Consider the following 18494-nt stretch of genomic DNA (forward strand, 5'->3'; position numbering starts at 1 on the left):
TTTTTATAATTCCATATTCTCTATTTCATTTTTTTCTTCATCAGTTAATATTTCTTTTAAATCCAGTAAAATTATCAACCTATTCTCATCAACTTTCCCTATACCAGTTATATACCTTTTTTCTATACCTGCAATTATGCCTGGTGCTGGATCAATTTGTTCTTCATTAAGTCTAATAGTTTGTGAAGCTTCATCTACTATAAAACCTACTTCTTTTTCCTTTAAGGTTATTACTATTATACGGGTATCCTTAGTTATCTGTTTTACATCCATATCAAATCTTTCTCTTAAATTAATAACAGGTATTACATTTCCTCTGTAATTAATTATCCCTTCAACAAAATCAGGGGTATTAGGTACATGTACTGGTTCTTGATAAGGTATAATCTCCTTTACATTCATAATATCAATACCAAATTCATTCTCATCTAATTTAAATACTACATATTGATTTTCACTCATAACTCTATCCTCCTTTTTTTTACTAATTAATATATTATTCTACATAAATAGTGTTTATCCTTCTTATATTATACATTATTATTATACTTTGCTTAAATATTTACATATTATAAATTATTATTAACATTATTAGTTCTATTCGCTATACTACTTTTTAATTGTCTCCCTATAAATTTATCTGTTTTTTCTATTCTTTCTAAATACATAGATAAATTTTCATTAAACTCTATTTTTTTATCAAATAAAATTATTTCCAAAGATTCCCTAGCTTGGTTTATAACAAATTTATCATTTTCAACTATTCCATATTTCATATAATCCATTACTATAAGACTTAAAGCATCTATAACTTTATCTATACAGAAATCTTTCTTTTTGAGTTTTTCAAAATTTACCGTTTTTTTTATATAATATTCTTCATTTTCTCTAGCTTTTTTCAACATATCTTTTGTATAACCAACTATACAATTTTCACCTAAGCACTTTCCACAACTTCTCTCACCTAGACAAATTTTATCCACTGCTTCATCTAACAATTTTGTTTGTATATATAGATTGCTTGCTGCTTCTTTCATAGGAGAATAATATAGATATTTCCTTGTATATATTAATCTTCTTGCTAAAATTATTTGTACTGATAAAATTATCAACAAATAAATTCCTATATAATAAATATTTACAAACTTATCTAGGAGCAAATTATATAATTTCAGTGTACCTAAAGATACAAACACTACAGATGATATTATTTTAATAAATATATCTGGTATCTTTTCTCCTATTTTACTCCCAACATAAATACCTAATCCACTGGTAACAATCATACCTAAAGTAGTGCCTAATAATATGAATACTGGATACATTCCTTCTGCTGATAAAGTCATAGCTGTAAGTTGAGTTTTATCTCCTAATTCTCCAACAAAAAAGGCTAATGCTACTGTAATTATCGGACCATAATTTTTTTCTTTTTCATCTTCTACTTTTTCTTCTTTCAATGCTATTAATCCAAATAAAACAAACATAAAACCTGCTATCAATTGAATCCAATCCATAGGTATTAATTTAGATAAATATCTCCCTAATAATATAGCAATTCCATGATTTAAAAAAACCCCTAAAAAAACCCCTAGTAATACTTCTTTAACCTTGTATTGAGTTGCAAAAGTCATAGCTATTATTTGAGTTTTATCTCCCATTTCTGCTGCAAATATTAATAAAAATGCTTTAATAAATTCTCTTATCATGTCCTTTTCACCTTCTATATTTCTAAATGATTATCAAAAAAGGACTTTTAGTTTAATAGATCTATTAAACTAAAAGTCTCATCCTCCTAATTAAGAATAGATAAACTTACACCCTTCTACCTGTATATATTAGCTACATTAAATATTAAGCTTTCCCTCTTAATGTATGCTTTTCAATATAATATTATAACACTTCATGTTTTTTTTCAAATACTATTTTCCCATTTTTTATTACTTTATCAGTATGATTTATCCCAAAGTGATAGATGATATATTCTAAATTTGGTGCATCAAATATAACTATATCAGCTTTCTTTCCAGCTTCTATACTTCCAATTTCTTTTTCAAGCTTTAGTGATGCTGCTCCATTAATAGTAGCTCCAGTGATAACCTCTTCAGGAGTCAATTTCATAATTATAGATGCAAAGCTCATGACTAATTGCATATTTTCAGTAGGACAACTTCCTGGATTATAATCTGTAGATATTGCAACTGGCACCCCTTCTTCGATTATCTTTTTAGCTCTAGCATATTTTCCTGATTGAAGATTAAAGGAAGTAGCAGGAAGAAGATTTGCTATAACTTTCTTATCTGCCATCATCTTTATCCCTTCATCACTAGCTGCAACTAAATGATCTGCCGATATACAACCTATTTCTGCTGCTAATTCTGCTCCTCCAAGGGGCTTTATTTCATCTGCATGTATCTTAGGAAATAATCCATGTTCCATTCCAGCTTCTAAAATCCTCCTGGATTCATCTACTGTAAAAACTCCCTCTTCACAAAATACATCACAAAATTTAGCTAAATTTCTTTTTTCAACTTCTGGCATCATCTCTTTTATTATTAACTCAATAAACTCATTGGTTTTATCTTTATAAGCTGGTGGTATAGCATGAGCAGCCATAAATGTAGACACAATATCTACAGGATGATCTTCATCTAGTTTTTTTGCTACTTCAAGTTGTTTAATCTCCGTATCAAAATCATCTAATCCATATCCAGATTTAGCTTCTACTGTAGTAACTCCTAGGCTTAACATAATATCTAAACTTTTCCTTGCTTTTTCATATAGTTCTTCAAAAGTAGCTTTTTTAGTGGCATTTACTGTACTGTGGATGCCTCCTCCAGCTTCTAATATTTCTAAATATGTTGCTCCTTTTAATTTCATAGCTAATTCATGTTCCCTTGATCCCCCATGAACTAAATGAGTATGAGAGTCTACCAATCCTGGAGTAACTGTTTTCCCTTTAGCATTTATTATTATAGTATTTTCATCTTTTTCTATTTCCTTGGGTAAATCACCTTTACCTACGTAAATTATTTTATCATCTTTAATAGCCACTATACCATTTTTTATCAATCCTACATCTTGCATCTCTTCTTTAACTCTAGGCTTATTGGGTCCTTGTAATGTTATTAAATTATCTATATTTTTTATAATTAAATCTGCTATCATAATATCACCTTATTCATACATTCTTTTTTCTAAAATCTGATTAGAACTAAAATCTTCCAATCTTAAATAATAATCTGCCACATCTATTAATGCTTGCATTGGTACTAAGCCTATTATTTCACTTCCAATTACATTTACTCCATATCGCCTAGCTTCTCTCTCTATAGTATCAAATACCCTAAATAAAGAAGTTTTTGTATAATCCACCATATTCATAGAAACTTGCACTATGCCTCTTTCAGTTATCTCCAATCCTATAGCTTTACAATATGTGAAACCACCAGTTTTTGCTCTTACAGCTTTTGCAATATTTTTAGCAATTTTTACATCATTAGTTCCTAAATTTACATTAAATGCAACTAAAGGCATTCTAGCCCCTACAGCTGTTACTCCAGCCTTAATATTTAATTTATTAGGTCCAAAATCTGGTTTCCATTCTTCTTCCTTTAACTTCTCTGCCATACCTTCATATTGTCCCCTTCGTACATCCGCTAAGTTTTCCCTATTTGGAGAAGTGGCAGATTTTTCATATAGAAATACTGGTATATTTAATTCTTCTCCTATTCTTTTCCCTAATTTTTTTGAATACTCTACACATTCCTCCATAGTTACATCAGATATTGGAACAAGAGGAATTACATCTGTTGCACCCATTCTAGGATGTCCTCCCTCATGTTTAGTCATATCTATCAATTCTGCTGCTACTTTAGTAGCATTAAATGCTGCTTCTATAACCTTTTCAGGTTCCCCAATAAATGTTACTACTGAACGATTATGATCTTTATCCATGGAATAATCTAACAATTTTACACCTTCAATAACTCTTATTTCATCTACTATTTTTTCTACTACTTCTTTGTCCCTTCCTTCACTAAAATTAGGAACACATTGGATTATCTTAGCCATTAATATACCTCCTATTTTAATTATTAATTATCTTTTTATATTTTTCTCATACTCTTCTTCTATCAATCCTTTAATCAATTTATCATCAACTAAATATGGTAAAGTTATATGATCTGTATCCTTAAATTGTTCATTGTACTCAATAGCTGTTTTAATGGAATTTTCATTCCTAGCCCAAGCTCTCCTAGCTACACCTCCCATAACATCCCAAGGTATTGCAGTTTTTAATATATTATCTACTCTTTCACTTCCATCTAGTACCATACCAAAACCACCATTTATAGCTTTTCCTATTCCTACCCCTCCTCCATTGTGTAATGCTATCATACTCATACCTCTTGCTGCATTCCCAGCAAAACAATGGGTGGCCATGTCTGCCATTATATTGCTGCCATCTTTTATATTAGCTGTTTCTCTAAAGGGTGAGTCGGTTCCTCCTGTGTCATGATGATCTCTTCCTATCATTACAGGTCCTATTTCTCCATTTCTTACCATTTCATTGAATTTAAGGGCTATCTTTAATCTTCCTAATGCATCTTGATATAGTATTCTAGCTTGAGTTCCTACTACTAATTGATTCTTTTCTGCATCTCTTATCCATATATAGTTGTCTCTATCTTGACCTCTTCTATTAGGATCAATACACTTCATTGCTGCTTTATCAGTTTTTATTAAATCTTCATGTTTCCCACTTAAGCATACCCATCTAAAGGGTCCATAACCATAATCAAATAACATTGGTCCCATTATGTCTTCTACATAGGATGGGAATATAAACCCTTCTGTTTCATCTACTCCGTTTTTAGCTATTTCTTTTACTCCTGCATCAAATACCGCCTTCATAAAGCTATTACCATAGTCAAAAAAGTAAGTGCCTCTATTTACTAATTCTTTTATCAGTTCAAAATGACGTCTTAAGGATTTATCCACTAGTTTCACAAAGGTTTCTTTGTCTTCTGCTAACATTCTGGTTCTTTCTTCAAATGTTAGTCCTTGAGGACAATATCCTCCATCATAAGGTACATGGCAAGAGGTTTGATCTGATAAAAGTTCTATGTGTATATTGTTTTCTACTGCATATTCTAATAGATCTACTATATTTCCATGGTAAGCAATAGCAATAGGTTCTCCTTTTTTCATATATTCTTCTGCTGTTTTAAATACTTCTTCTAAATCATCTAGTACTAAATCTATCCAACCTTGGTCTACTCTGGTTTTAATTCTTGAATAATCTACTTCTGCTATTATTCCAACTCCATTTGCAATTTTTGTAGCTTTTCCTTGAGCGCCACTCATACCTCCTAATCCAGAGCTTACAAACATATGACCTCTTAGATCTCCATCTTTTTCTATGCCTAATTTCATTCTACCTGCGTTTAGTATGGTGTTATAGGTTCCATGGACAATCCCTTGAGGTCCTATATACATCCAACCTCCAGCTGTCATCTGCCCATAATTAGCTACACCCATGGCTTGGGCTTTATTCCAATGTTTGTCGTCGTCAAACATACCTACCATTAAAGCATTGGTTATAATAACTCTAGGACTGTTAGGTGAGGATTTAAATAGTCCTACAGGATGACCTGAGGCTACAACTAAAGTTTGTTCTTCTGTTAGTATTTCTAAGTACTTCTTTATCAATCTATACTGCATCCAGTTTTGACAAACTTGTCCTGTTTCTCCATAGGTAACCAACTCATAAGGATATAGGGCTACATCGAAATCTAAATTATTGTCTATCATTACCTGAAATGCTTTTCCTTCGATACAGTTTCCTTTGTACTCATCAATTGGTTTCCCATATATTGGCCCTTCTGGTCTATATCTATAGCCATATATTCTTCCTCTAGTTAATAGTTCATTTAAAAATTCTGGAGCTAATGTTTCGTGTAATTTTTCTGGTATATATCTTAGGGCATTTTTTAGAGCAATTTCTGTTTCTCTTTTAGTAAGAGTAAATTCCCTCTTTGGTGCTCTTCTAATTCCTTCTTGAAATTTAGGTTCTGGAGGCAATTCGTCTCCTAATTTTATAGTCATAGCTTTGCTTATTAAATCATTATTTAACACTTAAACTCCCCCTTTATAATAATTTTCCAATTTTTTCTTCTACATCTTCCAATATAATATTAGATTTAATCATATCTTCACATATATTTATATATTCATACATTATCCTATCTTCTTCTATGGTAGGAATTTTATCTCTAACTATATTATAAGCTATTTCAGTACCTTTTCCTAATTTTTTCTTCCCTCTTAAATCAATACCTTGACAAGCCGCTAAAAGTTCCATAGCTAAAACTTTTCGTGTATTTTCTAATATGCTCTTTGCTTTTCTTGCAGCAATAGTGCCCATGGACACATGATCTTCTTGATTTGCTGAAGATGGTATAGAATCTACACTAGCAGGATGAGCTAAAACCTTGTTCTCCGATACCAAGGAAGCCGCAGAATATTGAACTATCATAAACCCAGAATTCAAACCTCCTTTTCTAGATAAAAAGGCTGGCAATCCACTTAAAGCTGGATTTACAAGTCTTTCCAATCTTCTTTCTGATACATTTGCTAATTCAGATAATGCAATTCCTAAAAAATCAAAACTCAATGCCATAGGTTGCCCATGAAAATTGCCACCAGAAATTACTTCTTCTGTTTCATCAAATATTAACGGATTATCTGTTGCTGAATTCATCTCAATATTAACTTTTTCCTTTACATAATCTATTGCATCTTTACTACTTCCATGAATTTGAGGTATGCATCGTAAAGAATAGGCATCTTGCACTCTTAATTCTCCTTGTCTAGTAATCATACTACTATTTTTCAATAGCTTAAGTAAATTCTCTGAAGTGTTTAATTGACCAGTATGTTTCCTTACATCATACATTTTTACATTATAAGCATCAATTATTCCATTTAGTGCTTCCACAGTTAAAGCTGCAATTATATCAGAAGTTTTACTTAAATTTATTCCATCATAAAGAGTTAATGCACCAATGGAAGTCATCACCTGAGTGCCATTTATCAATGCTAATCCTTCTTTTGATGTTAATTCCACTGTTGGAATTTCTGCTCTTTTCATGGCTTCAATTCCTTTTAATCGTTTTCCTTGATAATACGCTTCCCCTTCACCTAGCATGACCAATACCATATGGGATAAAGGAGCCAAATCTCCACTAGCACCTAAAGAACCTTTTTCTGGAATTACTGGATGTACCCCTTTGTTTAACATATCTATTAAAGTGTTTAATGTTGATAATCTAATACCAGAGTATCCTTTAGCTAGCGCATTAGCTCTAAGGAGCATAATTCCTCTTACAATTTCTTCATCTAAGGGATTGCCTACTCCACAAGAATGACTCATAATAAGATTTCTCTGTAAAATTTTAGTCTCCTCTTTAGATATGTTTACATCACTAAACTTTCCAAAACCTGTTGTTATGCCATATACTATCTTCTCTTCTTCTACAAATTTTTCAACTATTTGTCTAGATTTTTCAACCTTCTTTATTGCTTCATTAGTTAATTCTACTGTATAATTATGTCTTACTACATTGATAAAATCTTCTAATGTTAAATTGTTGCCATCTATTAATACTTTGTTATTCATGTGCCTACCTCCTATAATTTATTGTAGTGTTTGTTTGACGCATTATCTAAATAAAGTATATAAAAAACCACAGATACTATCTGTGGTTATCTATCAATCTATAAGCTTGTATTGGAGTATATTTTCTTTTACCCATAATTTTCTCACTTCTCATAAGAACTAATTTATCTAATAAAAATTTATAGTTTACATCTATATCTTTTAAGAATCGTTCTTGATCTATATTTTTATCTAATACTATTCTTCTTCCCAATGTAATATGAGGTCTAAAAGGTCTTTTTTCTTTTTTAAAACCTAAGGGCTCCATGTCTTCTTCTATTATATCATATATTTTATTTAATTTGTCAATTTCTCCTTTAATACCTACCCAAATTACACCATATTGATCTTTTCTTTTATTAAAATAACCTAATTCATCTAATCTTAAGGATATTGCAAAATTTTTTTGAGAAATGGATTTAAGAATATTACCTATTATTTCCCTTTGTTTCTCATCAATTTCTCCTAAAAACTTTAAAGTTAAATGAAAATTTTCATTATCAACCCAGCTTCCCTTAAAAGAATTAATTTTTATTTTATTTTGTATATTTGATAGAACCTTTTTTAAATCATCATCAAAATCCAATGCTATAAAAGTTCTCACGTAAAACATCACCACTTTCAAACAAATATATACTATCTATATTCTCCTGCAGCTTTCTCTCTTAATCAATTGAATTGGCAAATAGATGCTAGGCTCTTCAATTTTATCTCCCTCTAATTCCTTTATAATTCTTCTAATTGCTACAGCTCCTATATCATAATAAGGTTCCTTTATAGTTGTAATGCTAGGACGATAAATAGACGCCATTTTAGTATCTCCATAGCCACATATGGATATATCCTTTGGAACTTGTATATTACTATCATAGCAATAATTAATAAGCCCTATAGCTATTTCATCTTGACAACAAAAAACTGCAGTTATATTCCTTTCATCTATTAAATTTTCTAAAATATTTCCCATATCATAACCAGCTTCTACGGTAAAATCCTTTGTGGATAATATTAGTTCATCTTTTTTAAATTCCTCCATTGCTTTTCTATATCCTTCTATCTTGTCTTTTTCCACCGAACCTACTTTATCATTATTTACCGTTATATATAATATATTTTCATGTCCTAATTCCAGTAAATACTTTGTCATCATAAAACTTGCTTCATAATTATCTATGGAAACAGATGGAAGATTTGAAACCTTGTAATATTTATTTAGATACATAAAGGGTATATTAAATTCTTTAATTACATCTATTACAGCTTCATCAACATCCTCTGATATTAAAATAATACCTTCTACTTGCTTACTTCTTAATAATTCTGCAAACTTCAACTCTGTTTTAGGATTTCCATAGCTGCTAGATAGTAAAATATCATAATTATACATTCTACCTACTTCTTCTATACCACGCATCATCTGTGCTACATAGGAATTTCCAATATCCGTTACAATCACACCTATAAGATTCGATTTTTTAGTAACTAAACTTCTTGCAACTTGATTAGGCTTATAACCTAATTTATCTATAGCAGCTAATACTCTTCTTCGTGCTTCTGGGCTAACAGATGCAGAGTTGTTTATAACTCTTGATACTGTAGATATAGATACTTCAGCAAGCTTTGCTACATCTTTTATAGTTACTGACATAATAATCCACCTCACAAACTTTCATACTACATTAGTTTTGCTTCATTGCATTATATAAAGATTCAAGCCCTTCACTTAAAGCTACTTTTTCTTCCTGAGATAATCCCTTAAGTTTTGATTCTAAAAATCTAATTCTTTCTTCTAAAACTTTTTCTACTATTTCATATCCAACAGGTAAAACTTCCACACGTACAACTCTTTTATCCTTTTTGTCTTTTTCCCTTACCACCAGTTTATTATTTTCCATGCGATCTATTAAATCAGTTATAGTACTACAAGCTAAGCCCATCTTTTGACTTAATTCTCCAATGGTAAGATCTCCATTACTTATGAGAATTTGTAATGCAGTAAATTGTGGTATAGTAATATTAAAATCCTTTAATATTTCTCTTCCTTTTAGTCTAATAATATAATCAACTTTTCTTAAATACCTCTCAATATTAACTACATTTTCACATATATCTTTATCTTTCAAAACATCCTCCCCCAAACTAATCACTTTAATTAATATTGTTTATCCTAAGGAACAAATATTTTAAACTGATTGGACACAACTTCAAACACGGCAGGTAATACACCCCCATATTCTCCATCAATATCTATGGTAATGCCTTCCTCTTCTGTATTTACTTTAAGCTTTTTAGTCTTAAAGTATGAAACATTTGGATGATTTACATGTTCACCTTTAAAAATATTTATAAATATTTGAGCTAAATCTCCTACTTCTGATTTCTTTATTATTACTACATCTAAATATCCATCAGATACACTAGCATCAGGAGCTAATCGTTTAAATCCGCCTATCGATGCACTATTAGATATTAAAAATAATAGTATATCTTCTTCCTTAGTATATTCCTCTGCCTCAAAATATACTCTAAAAGGTTTAAACTTCTGTTTTGGTATCTCCTTAACTCCTTCAATATAGTAAGCCATTCTTCCTAATATAGCCTTCGCTTCTGGCTGTACTTGATATCCTACATTTGTTAAAAGTCCACTGGCAGCCACATTAACAAAATATTCATCATTTACTTTTCCTAAATCCACGGTTTTTATATTTTCTTTTTTTATCATCTCAAAAAAATCATCAATGTTTTTAGGTAGCTTCATATGATTGGCAAAATCATTAACTGTACCTGCTGAAAGAATAGCTACAGGAATTTTTCTATCACTTTTAGCTATACCTTTTGCTACTTCATTTACAGTACCATCTCCACCACAAACCACAATGAAATCCCAATCTTCATTACAACTTTTGATAGTTTCTAACATTGCATCATTTTTTTTCTGAGTATTATATTTAGAAACAGTATAGCCCTCATTTACTAATGAAATTATTAAATGATCTATTCTTCTTTGAATTAGCTGCCTACCAGAAGATGGATTACATATAATTTTTGCTTTTTTCATTTTTACCAACCTTTCATAGTCATTAATTATTGAATACTTTTTTGCATATATCTGGGCAATCCGTAATAATACCATCTACTTTAAACGATTTCATTAATTCTGCATCTTCTTTTCTATTAACAGTAAAAACATTTACTTTTACTCCATTATTTTGACTTTTTAATACTATTTCTTCATTAATAGTTAAATACAATGGATGTATATAGGATGCTCCTATTTTTGTTGCATATTCCCAAGGATCTATCATTCCTGCTATATATAGTATACCAGTCTTAAATCGTTTATCAATATTTTTTATATGGGCTAAACTAAAATGATTAAAAGATGATATAATAGTATTTTCTATCAAATCATAGGCTCTAACTGCTTTGACAATATCATGCTCTATACCCTCATAAAATATAGGTCCATTTTTTATCTCAATATTTAAAAATATATTCCTGTCTTTAACAAATTCCAATACTTCATCTAACAATGGAATTTTCTCTCCTCGAAATTTATTATCAAACCAAGAACCTGCATCCAACTTCTTTATTTCCTTCAATGTTAAATCCTTAATATATCCTATGCCATTGGTAGTTCTGTCCACTTTTTCATCATGACAAACTATTAAATTATTATCTTTACTTTTATGCACATCTATTTCAATTCCATTAGCCCCCATTTCAATAGCTTTATTATATGCTGCAAAAGTATTTTCTGGAGCATAACAGGATGCACCTCTATGCCCATAAATTATTGTTTTATTCATAATACCTAACATCCTTTTCTATATATATATATATATATATATATACTTCTTCAAAACATTTAAATATCCTTTTAAATATTTTTTATAACTTACCCTAAACTCAAATTTCAAAACAATATAGAAAATTAATTTATTTTTGTATATAAAACCAATTTACTCTTTCAAATAAATTTAATTTATACTATAATATAGTCTGTAAGTATTATTTTGAGTATCGAAATAATTTCTGTAGGAGGTTTTCTATGAAAGCTTTTAGTACACTTAATGATTTTTTTAAAGAACATAAATTAAATTATATTATTGGTATTATATGGCTAATACTAATAGATGGAGTACAGATTGTAGTTCCTCAAATACTTAGAAAAGTTACTAATCTCCTTCAATATGGACAACTTACTTCACAAGAATTGATAAAATACATTATATTAATACTTTTAACAGGTTTAGCAATTGCTATTGGAAGATATTTTTGGCGAGTATACATATTTGGAACTTCAAGAAAACTAGAATATCATTTAAGAGATATGCTTTTCAATCATCTATTAACTCTATCCACTAACTATTTTAACATCCATACTACAGGAGATTTAATGGCTCATGCTACAAACGATATAAATGCCGTAAGAGCTTCTTTAGGTCAAGGAATTGTAATGCTTGTAGATGCGATATTTTTGACCATAATGTCCATAATTATGATGGCTAAAACAACCAATATAAAATTAACTACAATAACTTTATTAACACTACCTTTTATTACAATAATCGTAGGTAAATTTGGTAAAATAATACATAAACGTTTCCGTTTAGTTCAAGAAGCATTCTCTAATCTTACAGATATCACAAGAGAAAATTTTTCAGGAATACGTGTTATAAAATCCTTTGTTCAAGAAGAATCTGCTTTTAAAAAATTTACACAAGCTAATGAATATAATTTAAATAAAAATATGGAATTAGTAAAAGTATCAGGAATATTTCATCCTTTAGTACAATTTATATCTTCCTTAAGTTTCTTAGTTGTTATAGTATATGGTAGTAAATTAGTAATGCTAGACACCATATCCTTAGGAGATTTTATAGCTTTCAATAACTATTTAGGCTTATTGATATGGCCTATGATGGCAGTAGGCTTTGTAATCAACATAATTCAAAGAGGAATAGCGTCTATGGAAAGAATAAATAATATATTAAATGAAAAACCTGAAATAGTTGATTTTCCTAATGCAATACCTTTAGCAAAAGTTAAAGGAAAAATTGAATATAAAAATGTGTATTTTAAATACCCTAATAGTCAATCCTACGCATTAAAAAATATAAATTTTACTGTTAAAGAAGGTAACACATTAGCCATAGTAGGAAGAACTGGTAGTGGCAAAACCACTATAGTCAATTTACTATTAAGACTTTATGATATAGATAAAGGTTCTATTCTATTGGATAATATAGATATAAGAAATATTCAAATAAAATCCTTAAGAGAAAATATAAGCTATGTTCCCCAGGATAACTTTCTGTTTTCCTCAACTATAAGAGATAATATTGGATTTGCATTTGACAAAGAGATCTCTGAAGAACAGATAATATATGCTTCAAAGATTGCAGAGGTATACGACGACATCATGGAACTACCTGATGGATTTGATACCGTATTAGGGGAAAGAGGAGTTACTTTATCTGGTGGTCAAAAACAAAGGGTTGCTATAGCTCGTGCTATTGTAAAAGATGCTCCAATTTTAATTTTAGATGATAGCTTATCCAGTGTAGATACTCAAACTGAAGAAAGAATACTTAATAATCTTAAAAATGTAATGAGCAAAAAAACAACCATAATAATAAGTCATAGAATATCCACAGTAAAAAATGCAGATCAAATTATAGTATTAGATGAAGGAGAAATTATAGAAAGAGGAAATCATGAATCTTTATTGGAAATAGACGGATTATATAAGTATCTACATGAAAAACAATTATTGGAAGAAAAAGTTTATGGTAATGCAAAGGAGGGGCAATATGAATAAAAACACTGATAAAACTTATGATTCAAAATTAATGAAAAGATTACTTAAATATGCTAAACCTTACTGGCATTATTTTGTTATTACCATAATACTCATGATGCTTATTACCGGACTAGAACTTTTAAGACCCTATCTTTTAAAAATTACAATAGATGATTATATAAATGGATATAAAAAACCCATGTATGAAGTAGATGTTTCAGAACCTATAGAGGGCATCATATTTAATGGGAAAAAATATGTAAGATTAAATAAATTAGATAGTAAGCAAATAGAAAAACTATCGAATTATCCTAAAAAAGTATTATTGAAAAAAAATAATAAATATTATTTATTAGATTATGAAGAAAAAGATATTTCTCAAGGAATTTCCATATCAAAAAAAGATTATGAAAAATTTATAAAACAGGATATAGATGGAATTACAAAAATAGGATTAATATTCCTATTAGCTATTATAGTAGTATTTATACTCAATTATTTGCAAACATACGTATTAAACTATACTGGTCAAAAAATCATATTCAATATAAGACAAGATTTGTATTCCCATATTCAATCACTATCACTATCCTACTTTGATAAAAATCCTGTGGGAAGATTAGTAACTAGAGTAACTAATGATGCAGAAACTTTAAACGAAATGTATACTGGAGTGCTAATTAATTTATTTAAAGATGTATTTATATTAGTTGGAATAATAATAGTAATGCTTAAAATGAATTATAAGTTAGCTCTTATTTCTTTTTCATTAATCCCCTTAATACTTATAGCTTCTATAGTATTTCGAAAAAAAATTAGAGAGGTTTATAGGTTGGGAAGAGTGCAATTAGCCAAAATTAACTCTACTTTAAATGAAAATATTACTGGAATGAAAACTATTCAAATATTTAAAAAAGAAGAAAAAATATCTAAACAATTTGATGAAATAAATACTGCATATTTAAACACAGCTAAAAAAGAAGTTAACTTACACGCAATTTTTAGACCATCCATAGAGATAATTAATTCATTGGGATTGGTCACATTAGTATATTATGGTAGTGGTCAAGTTATATCTGGATATATAGAATTTGGAGTCCTATATGCTTTTATAGATTATCTTCAGAAGTTTTTCCAACCTATACTAGATTTAACTGAAAAATATAATATACTTCAAGCAGCTATGGCATCTAGTGAAAAAATCTTTTCAATATTAGATGAAGATGATATGATTGAGAACACAAATAACCCTGTACCTATCAAAGAATTAAAAGGAAAAATAGAATTTAAAAATGTTTGGTTTGCATATGAAGATGAAAATTGGGTATTGAAAGATGTTAGTTTTACAATTAACCCTGGTGAAATAGTTGCTTTCGTAGGAGCTACTGGTGCTGGTAAATCCTCCATTATTAACTTAATTACTCGATTTTATGATATACAAAAAGGAGAAATACTGATAGATGGGGTAAATATTAAAAAATATGATAAGTTTGAATTAAGAAAACACATTGGTGTAGTACTTCAAGATGTATTTTTATTTACTGGGACAATCAAAGATAATATTAGATTAAATAATTATAATATTTCTGATGAAGAAATCAAACAAATAGCCAAGTATGTCAACGCCCATCATTTTATAGAAAAATTACCTAGGCAATATGATGAGCCAGTAATGGAAAGAGGAGCTACCTTGTCTGCAGGAGAAAAACAACTATTGGCATTTGCTAGAACATTAGCTTTTGATCCAAGTATTTTGATATTGGATGAAGCGACCTCCAATATTGATACTGAAACAGAATTATTAATTCAAGATGCACTTCAAAAATTAATTAAAGGAAGAACTACAATAGCTGTAGCTCATAGACTATCTACTATTCAAAACTCAGATAAAATAATAGTTTTAAAAAATGGAGTAATTCAAGAAATGGGAACCCATCAAGAACTTCTAGAAAATGAAGGTATATACTATGATCTGTATAAACTTCAATATAAAGAATCATTTTATGAATCCTAAACCCTTTACTTAAATCAATTTTTAGAGTAAAATAGTCTAAATTAATAAAATAGAGGTGTTGTAAATGTATGACTTTCATGTACATAGTGATTTTTCAATGGATTGTAAATATTTAATGGAAGAAATGGTATTAGGTGCTATTGAAAACAATGTGAAAAGTATCTGTTTTACAGATCATGTAGACTATGATGTTACTGAAGATAAAATAGATATAGATTTTAGAACTGAGGATTATTTTAAAAAAGTAAAACAAGTTAAATATAAATACAAAAACCAAATTGAAATACTAACGGGAGTTGAAATTGGAATGCAACCCCATCTTAGCAAACGATATGATAAACTCATAAATAGTAATCCCTTTGATTTTGTGCTTATGAGCATCCATTCTATCGAAGGAAAAGATATACATTTAGATAATTTTACCCATGGTAAAAAACCTATAGATGCATTGGTTGAATACTATGAGTATCTATATCGTTGTGTTGAATCCTTTGATAACTTTGATGTTCTAGGTCACATAGATTACATTGATAGATATTTTGAAGATTATTCTACTTTACCAGATTTTAATGAATATAAACCTATAGTTGAAAAAATATTGAATTTAATTATTGAAAAGGACAAAGGATTAGAAATAAATACTGCTAGTAAAAAATATGGTCTAAACTATTATCATCCTAAATTAGAAATATTGCAACTATATAAATACTTAGGTGGAAAAGTGCTAACAATTGGCTCTGATGCCCACAGCCCTGAATATATAGGATATGATTACAAATCCGCTGAAAAATTGTTGAGAGATTTGGAATTTAAGTATATTTATATATTTAAAGAAAGAAAAAAATATCCCATACATATAGCTTAATCATTCTATGTAATAAAACCCTTAGGTTTAAACCTAAGGGTTTTATTACCACAGTGCCGTCTCCCAACTAATTCACACCCGCCTCTCACAAGGTGGGTGCTCTGTCAACAGCTTCAAGCTTCCAATTAAGGCCTGCTCTACACTGCTGAACCCGAACTCCCTTATACTCTACGTCGGTTGAATTATTTGGGTTAACGAACACCGCAGATATATTGTTTAATCATATTATAACCTTTATTCATATATTCTTCAAGGAATTGACCAAAATTTTTAACAGTAATTTCAGGAAGCTAAAATTTTTTCTATTTCCTCTTCTTCTAACGATTCTTTTTCTAATAGTTCATTTGCTATTTTTTCTAAATAATATATATTTTCTTCTAGTACCCTTTTTGTTTCCTCATATAAATTATCTAATATTTCTTTTGTTCTTTCCATTAGGGATACATCCATATTTAAATTACTATTTAGTACAACATCATAGTTTACTAATCCCATTTCATCATCCATACCATATGAACCTATCATTGATATAGTCATCTCAGTAGCTTTTTGAAGATCAGAAGCTGCTCCTGTAGTAATATTTTCTTTCCCAAATATTAATTCTTCTGCTGCCCTACCTCCCAAAGCTATTTTTATGTTAGTTATTATATCCTTTTTAGTCCTATACATTCTGTCCGGGGGAAGGTTCAAACTAAATCCTCCCATACCTTTAGTACTTGGAATAATACTCACTTTAGTTACCCTATTTGTAGTTGATACCTTCTTAGCTACCAAAGCATGACCAGCTTCATGAAAAGCTGTAATCTTTTTGTCAGCTAAAGATATACTACTTCTGTCCTTTTTTTCTTCACCTACTAATATATTATAGTAAGCCTTGTTTATGTGTTCCTTAGTAATATATTTATCTCTTCTTTTTGCTGCTATCATAGCAGATTCGTTCATTAAATTTTCAAGTTTAGCTCCACTAAAATAAATAGTCTCTAAAGCTACTTTCTGCAGATCTACATCCTTCGATAAAGGCTTGTTCCTACTATGAAGTTTTAGTATGGCAAATCTTGCATTTACATCAGGAAGTCCTACCTCTATTTGTCTATCAAATCTTCCAGGTCTTAGTAATGCTTCATCAAGAGTATCTAACCTATTAGTAGCTGCCATTACTATAATTCCTTCATTTTCCTTAAACCCTGACATTTCTGTCAATAATGCATTTAAAGTTCTATCTCCTTCTTCGCTCCCTCCATGACTGCTTGTCCCTTTACGTTTTTTACCTAATGCATCAATTTCATCTATAAATATTACACTTTTACCATGCTCTTTAGCTTTTTTAAATAATTCCCTTATTCTACTTGCACCAAGTCCAGCATAAACCTGTATAAAATCTGAACCTGATACTGCATAAAAAGGAACTTTGGCTTCTCCAGCTACTGCTTTTGCTAATAAGGTTTTCCCAGTTCCTGGGGGACCATATAACAATATACCCCTAGGTAATCTAGCACCATATTTAGTGTATTTCCCTGGATTTTTTATAAAATCAACTAATTCTCTTAAAGATTCTTTAGCTTCTTCATTTCCTGCTACATCATCAAAAGTAACTATTTCTGATAAATTATTCTCTGTATTCATCTCAAGCATGTAAGCCATTTCTTTTTCAATTTGTTTAGAACCATTTTTGCTAACAACATAAGCTAGAAATCCAATCCCTAGTATTGATCCTAGAATACCGATTCCTTGACTTAATACACTAATTTCTTCTTCTATCACTTTTACATCATGTAATAATAGATATTCTTTAAAACCTTCTTTTCTAGGATTGTCAATAATAAATTCATTCCCGTTTTTAAATTTGCCTATAAATTTAGATTTATTACTTAACTTTATCTCCTCAATTAATCCTTCTTCTACATGATTCAAAAATGTTTTATATGACATTTCAATATATTTACTATTTTCACTTATATAAAAATATACTGTAGAAAATAATGATATAAACACAAATATAATTATAATTAATTTTGTTCTTCCAGTTATTTTCATATACTTTCCTCCTGGTTTACATAATACTATATACTATTAAGATTATAGCATCTAT

General features: G+C 29.4%; 15 protein-coding genes and 1 other RNA gene. 3 read left to right on the forward strand and 13 right to left on the reverse strand.

Translation table 11 applies throughout. From position 1 onward, the window contains the following. Window positions 1–3 precede the first annotated feature (3 nt). From JL105_RS06125 to JL105_RS06175, 11 genes are all read right to left on the reverse strand, one after another. Window positions 4–462, reverse strand: a complete 459-nt coding sequence (locus JL105_RS06125) for a chemotaxis protein CheW (protein ID WP_132028938.1) — start codon at window positions 460–462, stop codon at window positions 4–6. A gap of 107 nt (window positions 463–569) precedes the next feature. Beyond that, window positions 570–1706 (reverse strand): TMEM165/GDT1 family protein, encoded by a 1137-nt coding sequence (locus JL105_RS06130; RefSeq protein ID WP_132028935.1) that lies wholly within the window; start codon window positions 1704–1706, stop codon window positions 570–572. A gap of 184 nt (window positions 1707–1890) precedes the next feature. Further along, the gene (gene hutI, locus JL105_RS06135; RefSeq protein WP_132028932.1) at window positions 1891–3165 is read right to left on the reverse strand and encodes an imidazolonepropionase; all 1275 of its coding nucleotides are present in this window, start codon (window positions 3163–3165) and stop codon (window positions 1891–1893) included. Between the two features lie 9 nt (window positions 3166–3174). Continuing rightward, on the reverse strand, window positions 3175–4071 hold the full coding sequence (gene ftcD, locus JL105_RS06140; protein ID WP_132028929.1) for a glutamate formimidoyltransferase: 897 nt from the start codon (window positions 4069–4071) through the stop codon (window positions 3175–3177). Between the two features lie 27 nt (window positions 4072–4098). Then, window positions 4099–6108, reverse strand: a complete 2010-nt coding sequence (locus JL105_RS06145; protein WP_202690663.1) for a urocanate hydratase — start codon at window positions 6106–6108, stop codon at window positions 4099–4101. Window positions 6109–6151: 43 nt separating this feature from the next. Beyond that, window positions 6152–7681, reverse strand: a complete 1530-nt coding sequence (gene hutH / locus JL105_RS06150) for a histidine ammonia-lyase (RefSeq protein ID WP_132028923.1) — start codon at window positions 7679–7681, stop codon at window positions 6152–6154. Window positions 7682–7757: 76 nt separating this feature from the next. Next, window positions 7758–8324, reverse strand: a complete 567-nt coding sequence (gene thpR / locus JL105_RS06155) for an RNA 2',3'-cyclic phosphodiesterase (RefSeq protein WP_158280050.1) — start codon at window positions 8322–8324, stop codon at window positions 7758–7760. 36 nt (window positions 8325–8360) lie between these two features. Next, window positions 8361–9368 (reverse strand): LacI family DNA-binding transcriptional regulator, encoded by a 1008-nt coding sequence (locus JL105_RS06160; RefSeq protein ID WP_132028917.1) that lies wholly within the window; start codon window positions 9366–9368, stop codon window positions 8361–8363. Between the two features lie 31 nt (window positions 9369–9399). Then, window positions 9400–9843, reverse strand: a complete 444-nt coding sequence (locus JL105_RS06165; RefSeq protein WP_132028914.1) for a MarR family winged helix-turn-helix transcriptional regulator — start codon at window positions 9841–9843, stop codon at window positions 9400–9402. A 44-nt stretch (window positions 9844–9887) separates the two neighbouring features. Next, window positions 9888–10778, reverse strand: coding sequence for a diacylglycerol/lipid kinase family protein (locus JL105_RS06170; RefSeq protein WP_132028911.1), 891 nt, complete (start codon window positions 10776–10778; stop codon window positions 9888–9890). A gap of 22 nt (window positions 10779–10800) precedes the next feature. Beyond that, window positions 10801–11529 carry a glycerophosphodiester phosphodiesterase gene (locus JL105_RS06175; protein ID WP_132028908.1) on the reverse strand — a complete coding sequence of 243 codons (729 nt, stop codon included), beginning with the start codon at window positions 11527–11529 and terminating at the stop codon, window positions 10801–10803. 242 nt (window positions 11530–11771) lie between these two features. Between JL105_RS06175 and JL105_RS06180 the strand changes: the two genes are divergently transcribed. The 3 genes from JL105_RS06180 (at window position 11772) to JL105_RS06190 (ending at window position 16405) form a co-directional block, all read left to right on the forward strand. After that, a complete protein-coding gene (locus JL105_RS06180) occupies window positions 11772–13544 on the forward strand; it encodes an ABC transporter ATP-binding protein (RefSeq protein ID WP_132028905.1) in 1773 nt (590 codons plus the stop codon). Continuing rightward, window positions 13537–15540, forward strand: coding sequence for an ABC transporter ATP-binding protein (locus tag JL105_RS06185; protein WP_237722229.1), 2004 nt, complete (start codon window positions 13537–13539; stop codon window positions 15538–15540). Before JL105_RS06180 ends, JL105_RS06185 begins: the two co-directional genes overlap by 8 nt. 64 nt (window positions 15541–15604) lie before the next feature. Beyond that, window positions 15605–16405, forward strand: coding sequence for a histidinol-phosphatase HisJ family protein (locus tag JL105_RS06190; RefSeq protein WP_132028902.1), 801 nt, complete (start codon window positions 15605–15607; stop codon window positions 16403–16405). A gap of 41 nt (window positions 16406–16446) precedes the next feature. Here the strand turns inward: JL105_RS06190 and ssrS are convergent. Both ssrS and JL105_RS06200 read right to left on the reverse strand, forming a co-directional pair. Continuing rightward, a non-coding RNA gene (gene ssrS, locus JL105_RS06195) (6S RNA) lies at window positions 16447–16618 on the reverse strand. 69 nt (window positions 16619–16687) lie between these two features. Continuing rightward, entirely contained in the window at window positions 16688–18439 is a 1752-nt protein-coding gene (locus JL105_RS06200) for an ATP-dependent metallopeptidase FtsH/Yme1/Tma family protein (protein ID WP_132028899.1), read from the reverse strand. Between the last annotated feature and the right edge of the window lie 55 nt (window positions 18440–18494).

Origin of the sequence: Keratinibaculum paraultunense (assembly GCF_016767175.1) — a bacterium.
GTDB lineage: Bacteria > Bacillota > Clostridia > Tissierellales > Tepidimicrobiaceae > Keratinibaculum > Keratinibaculum paraultunense.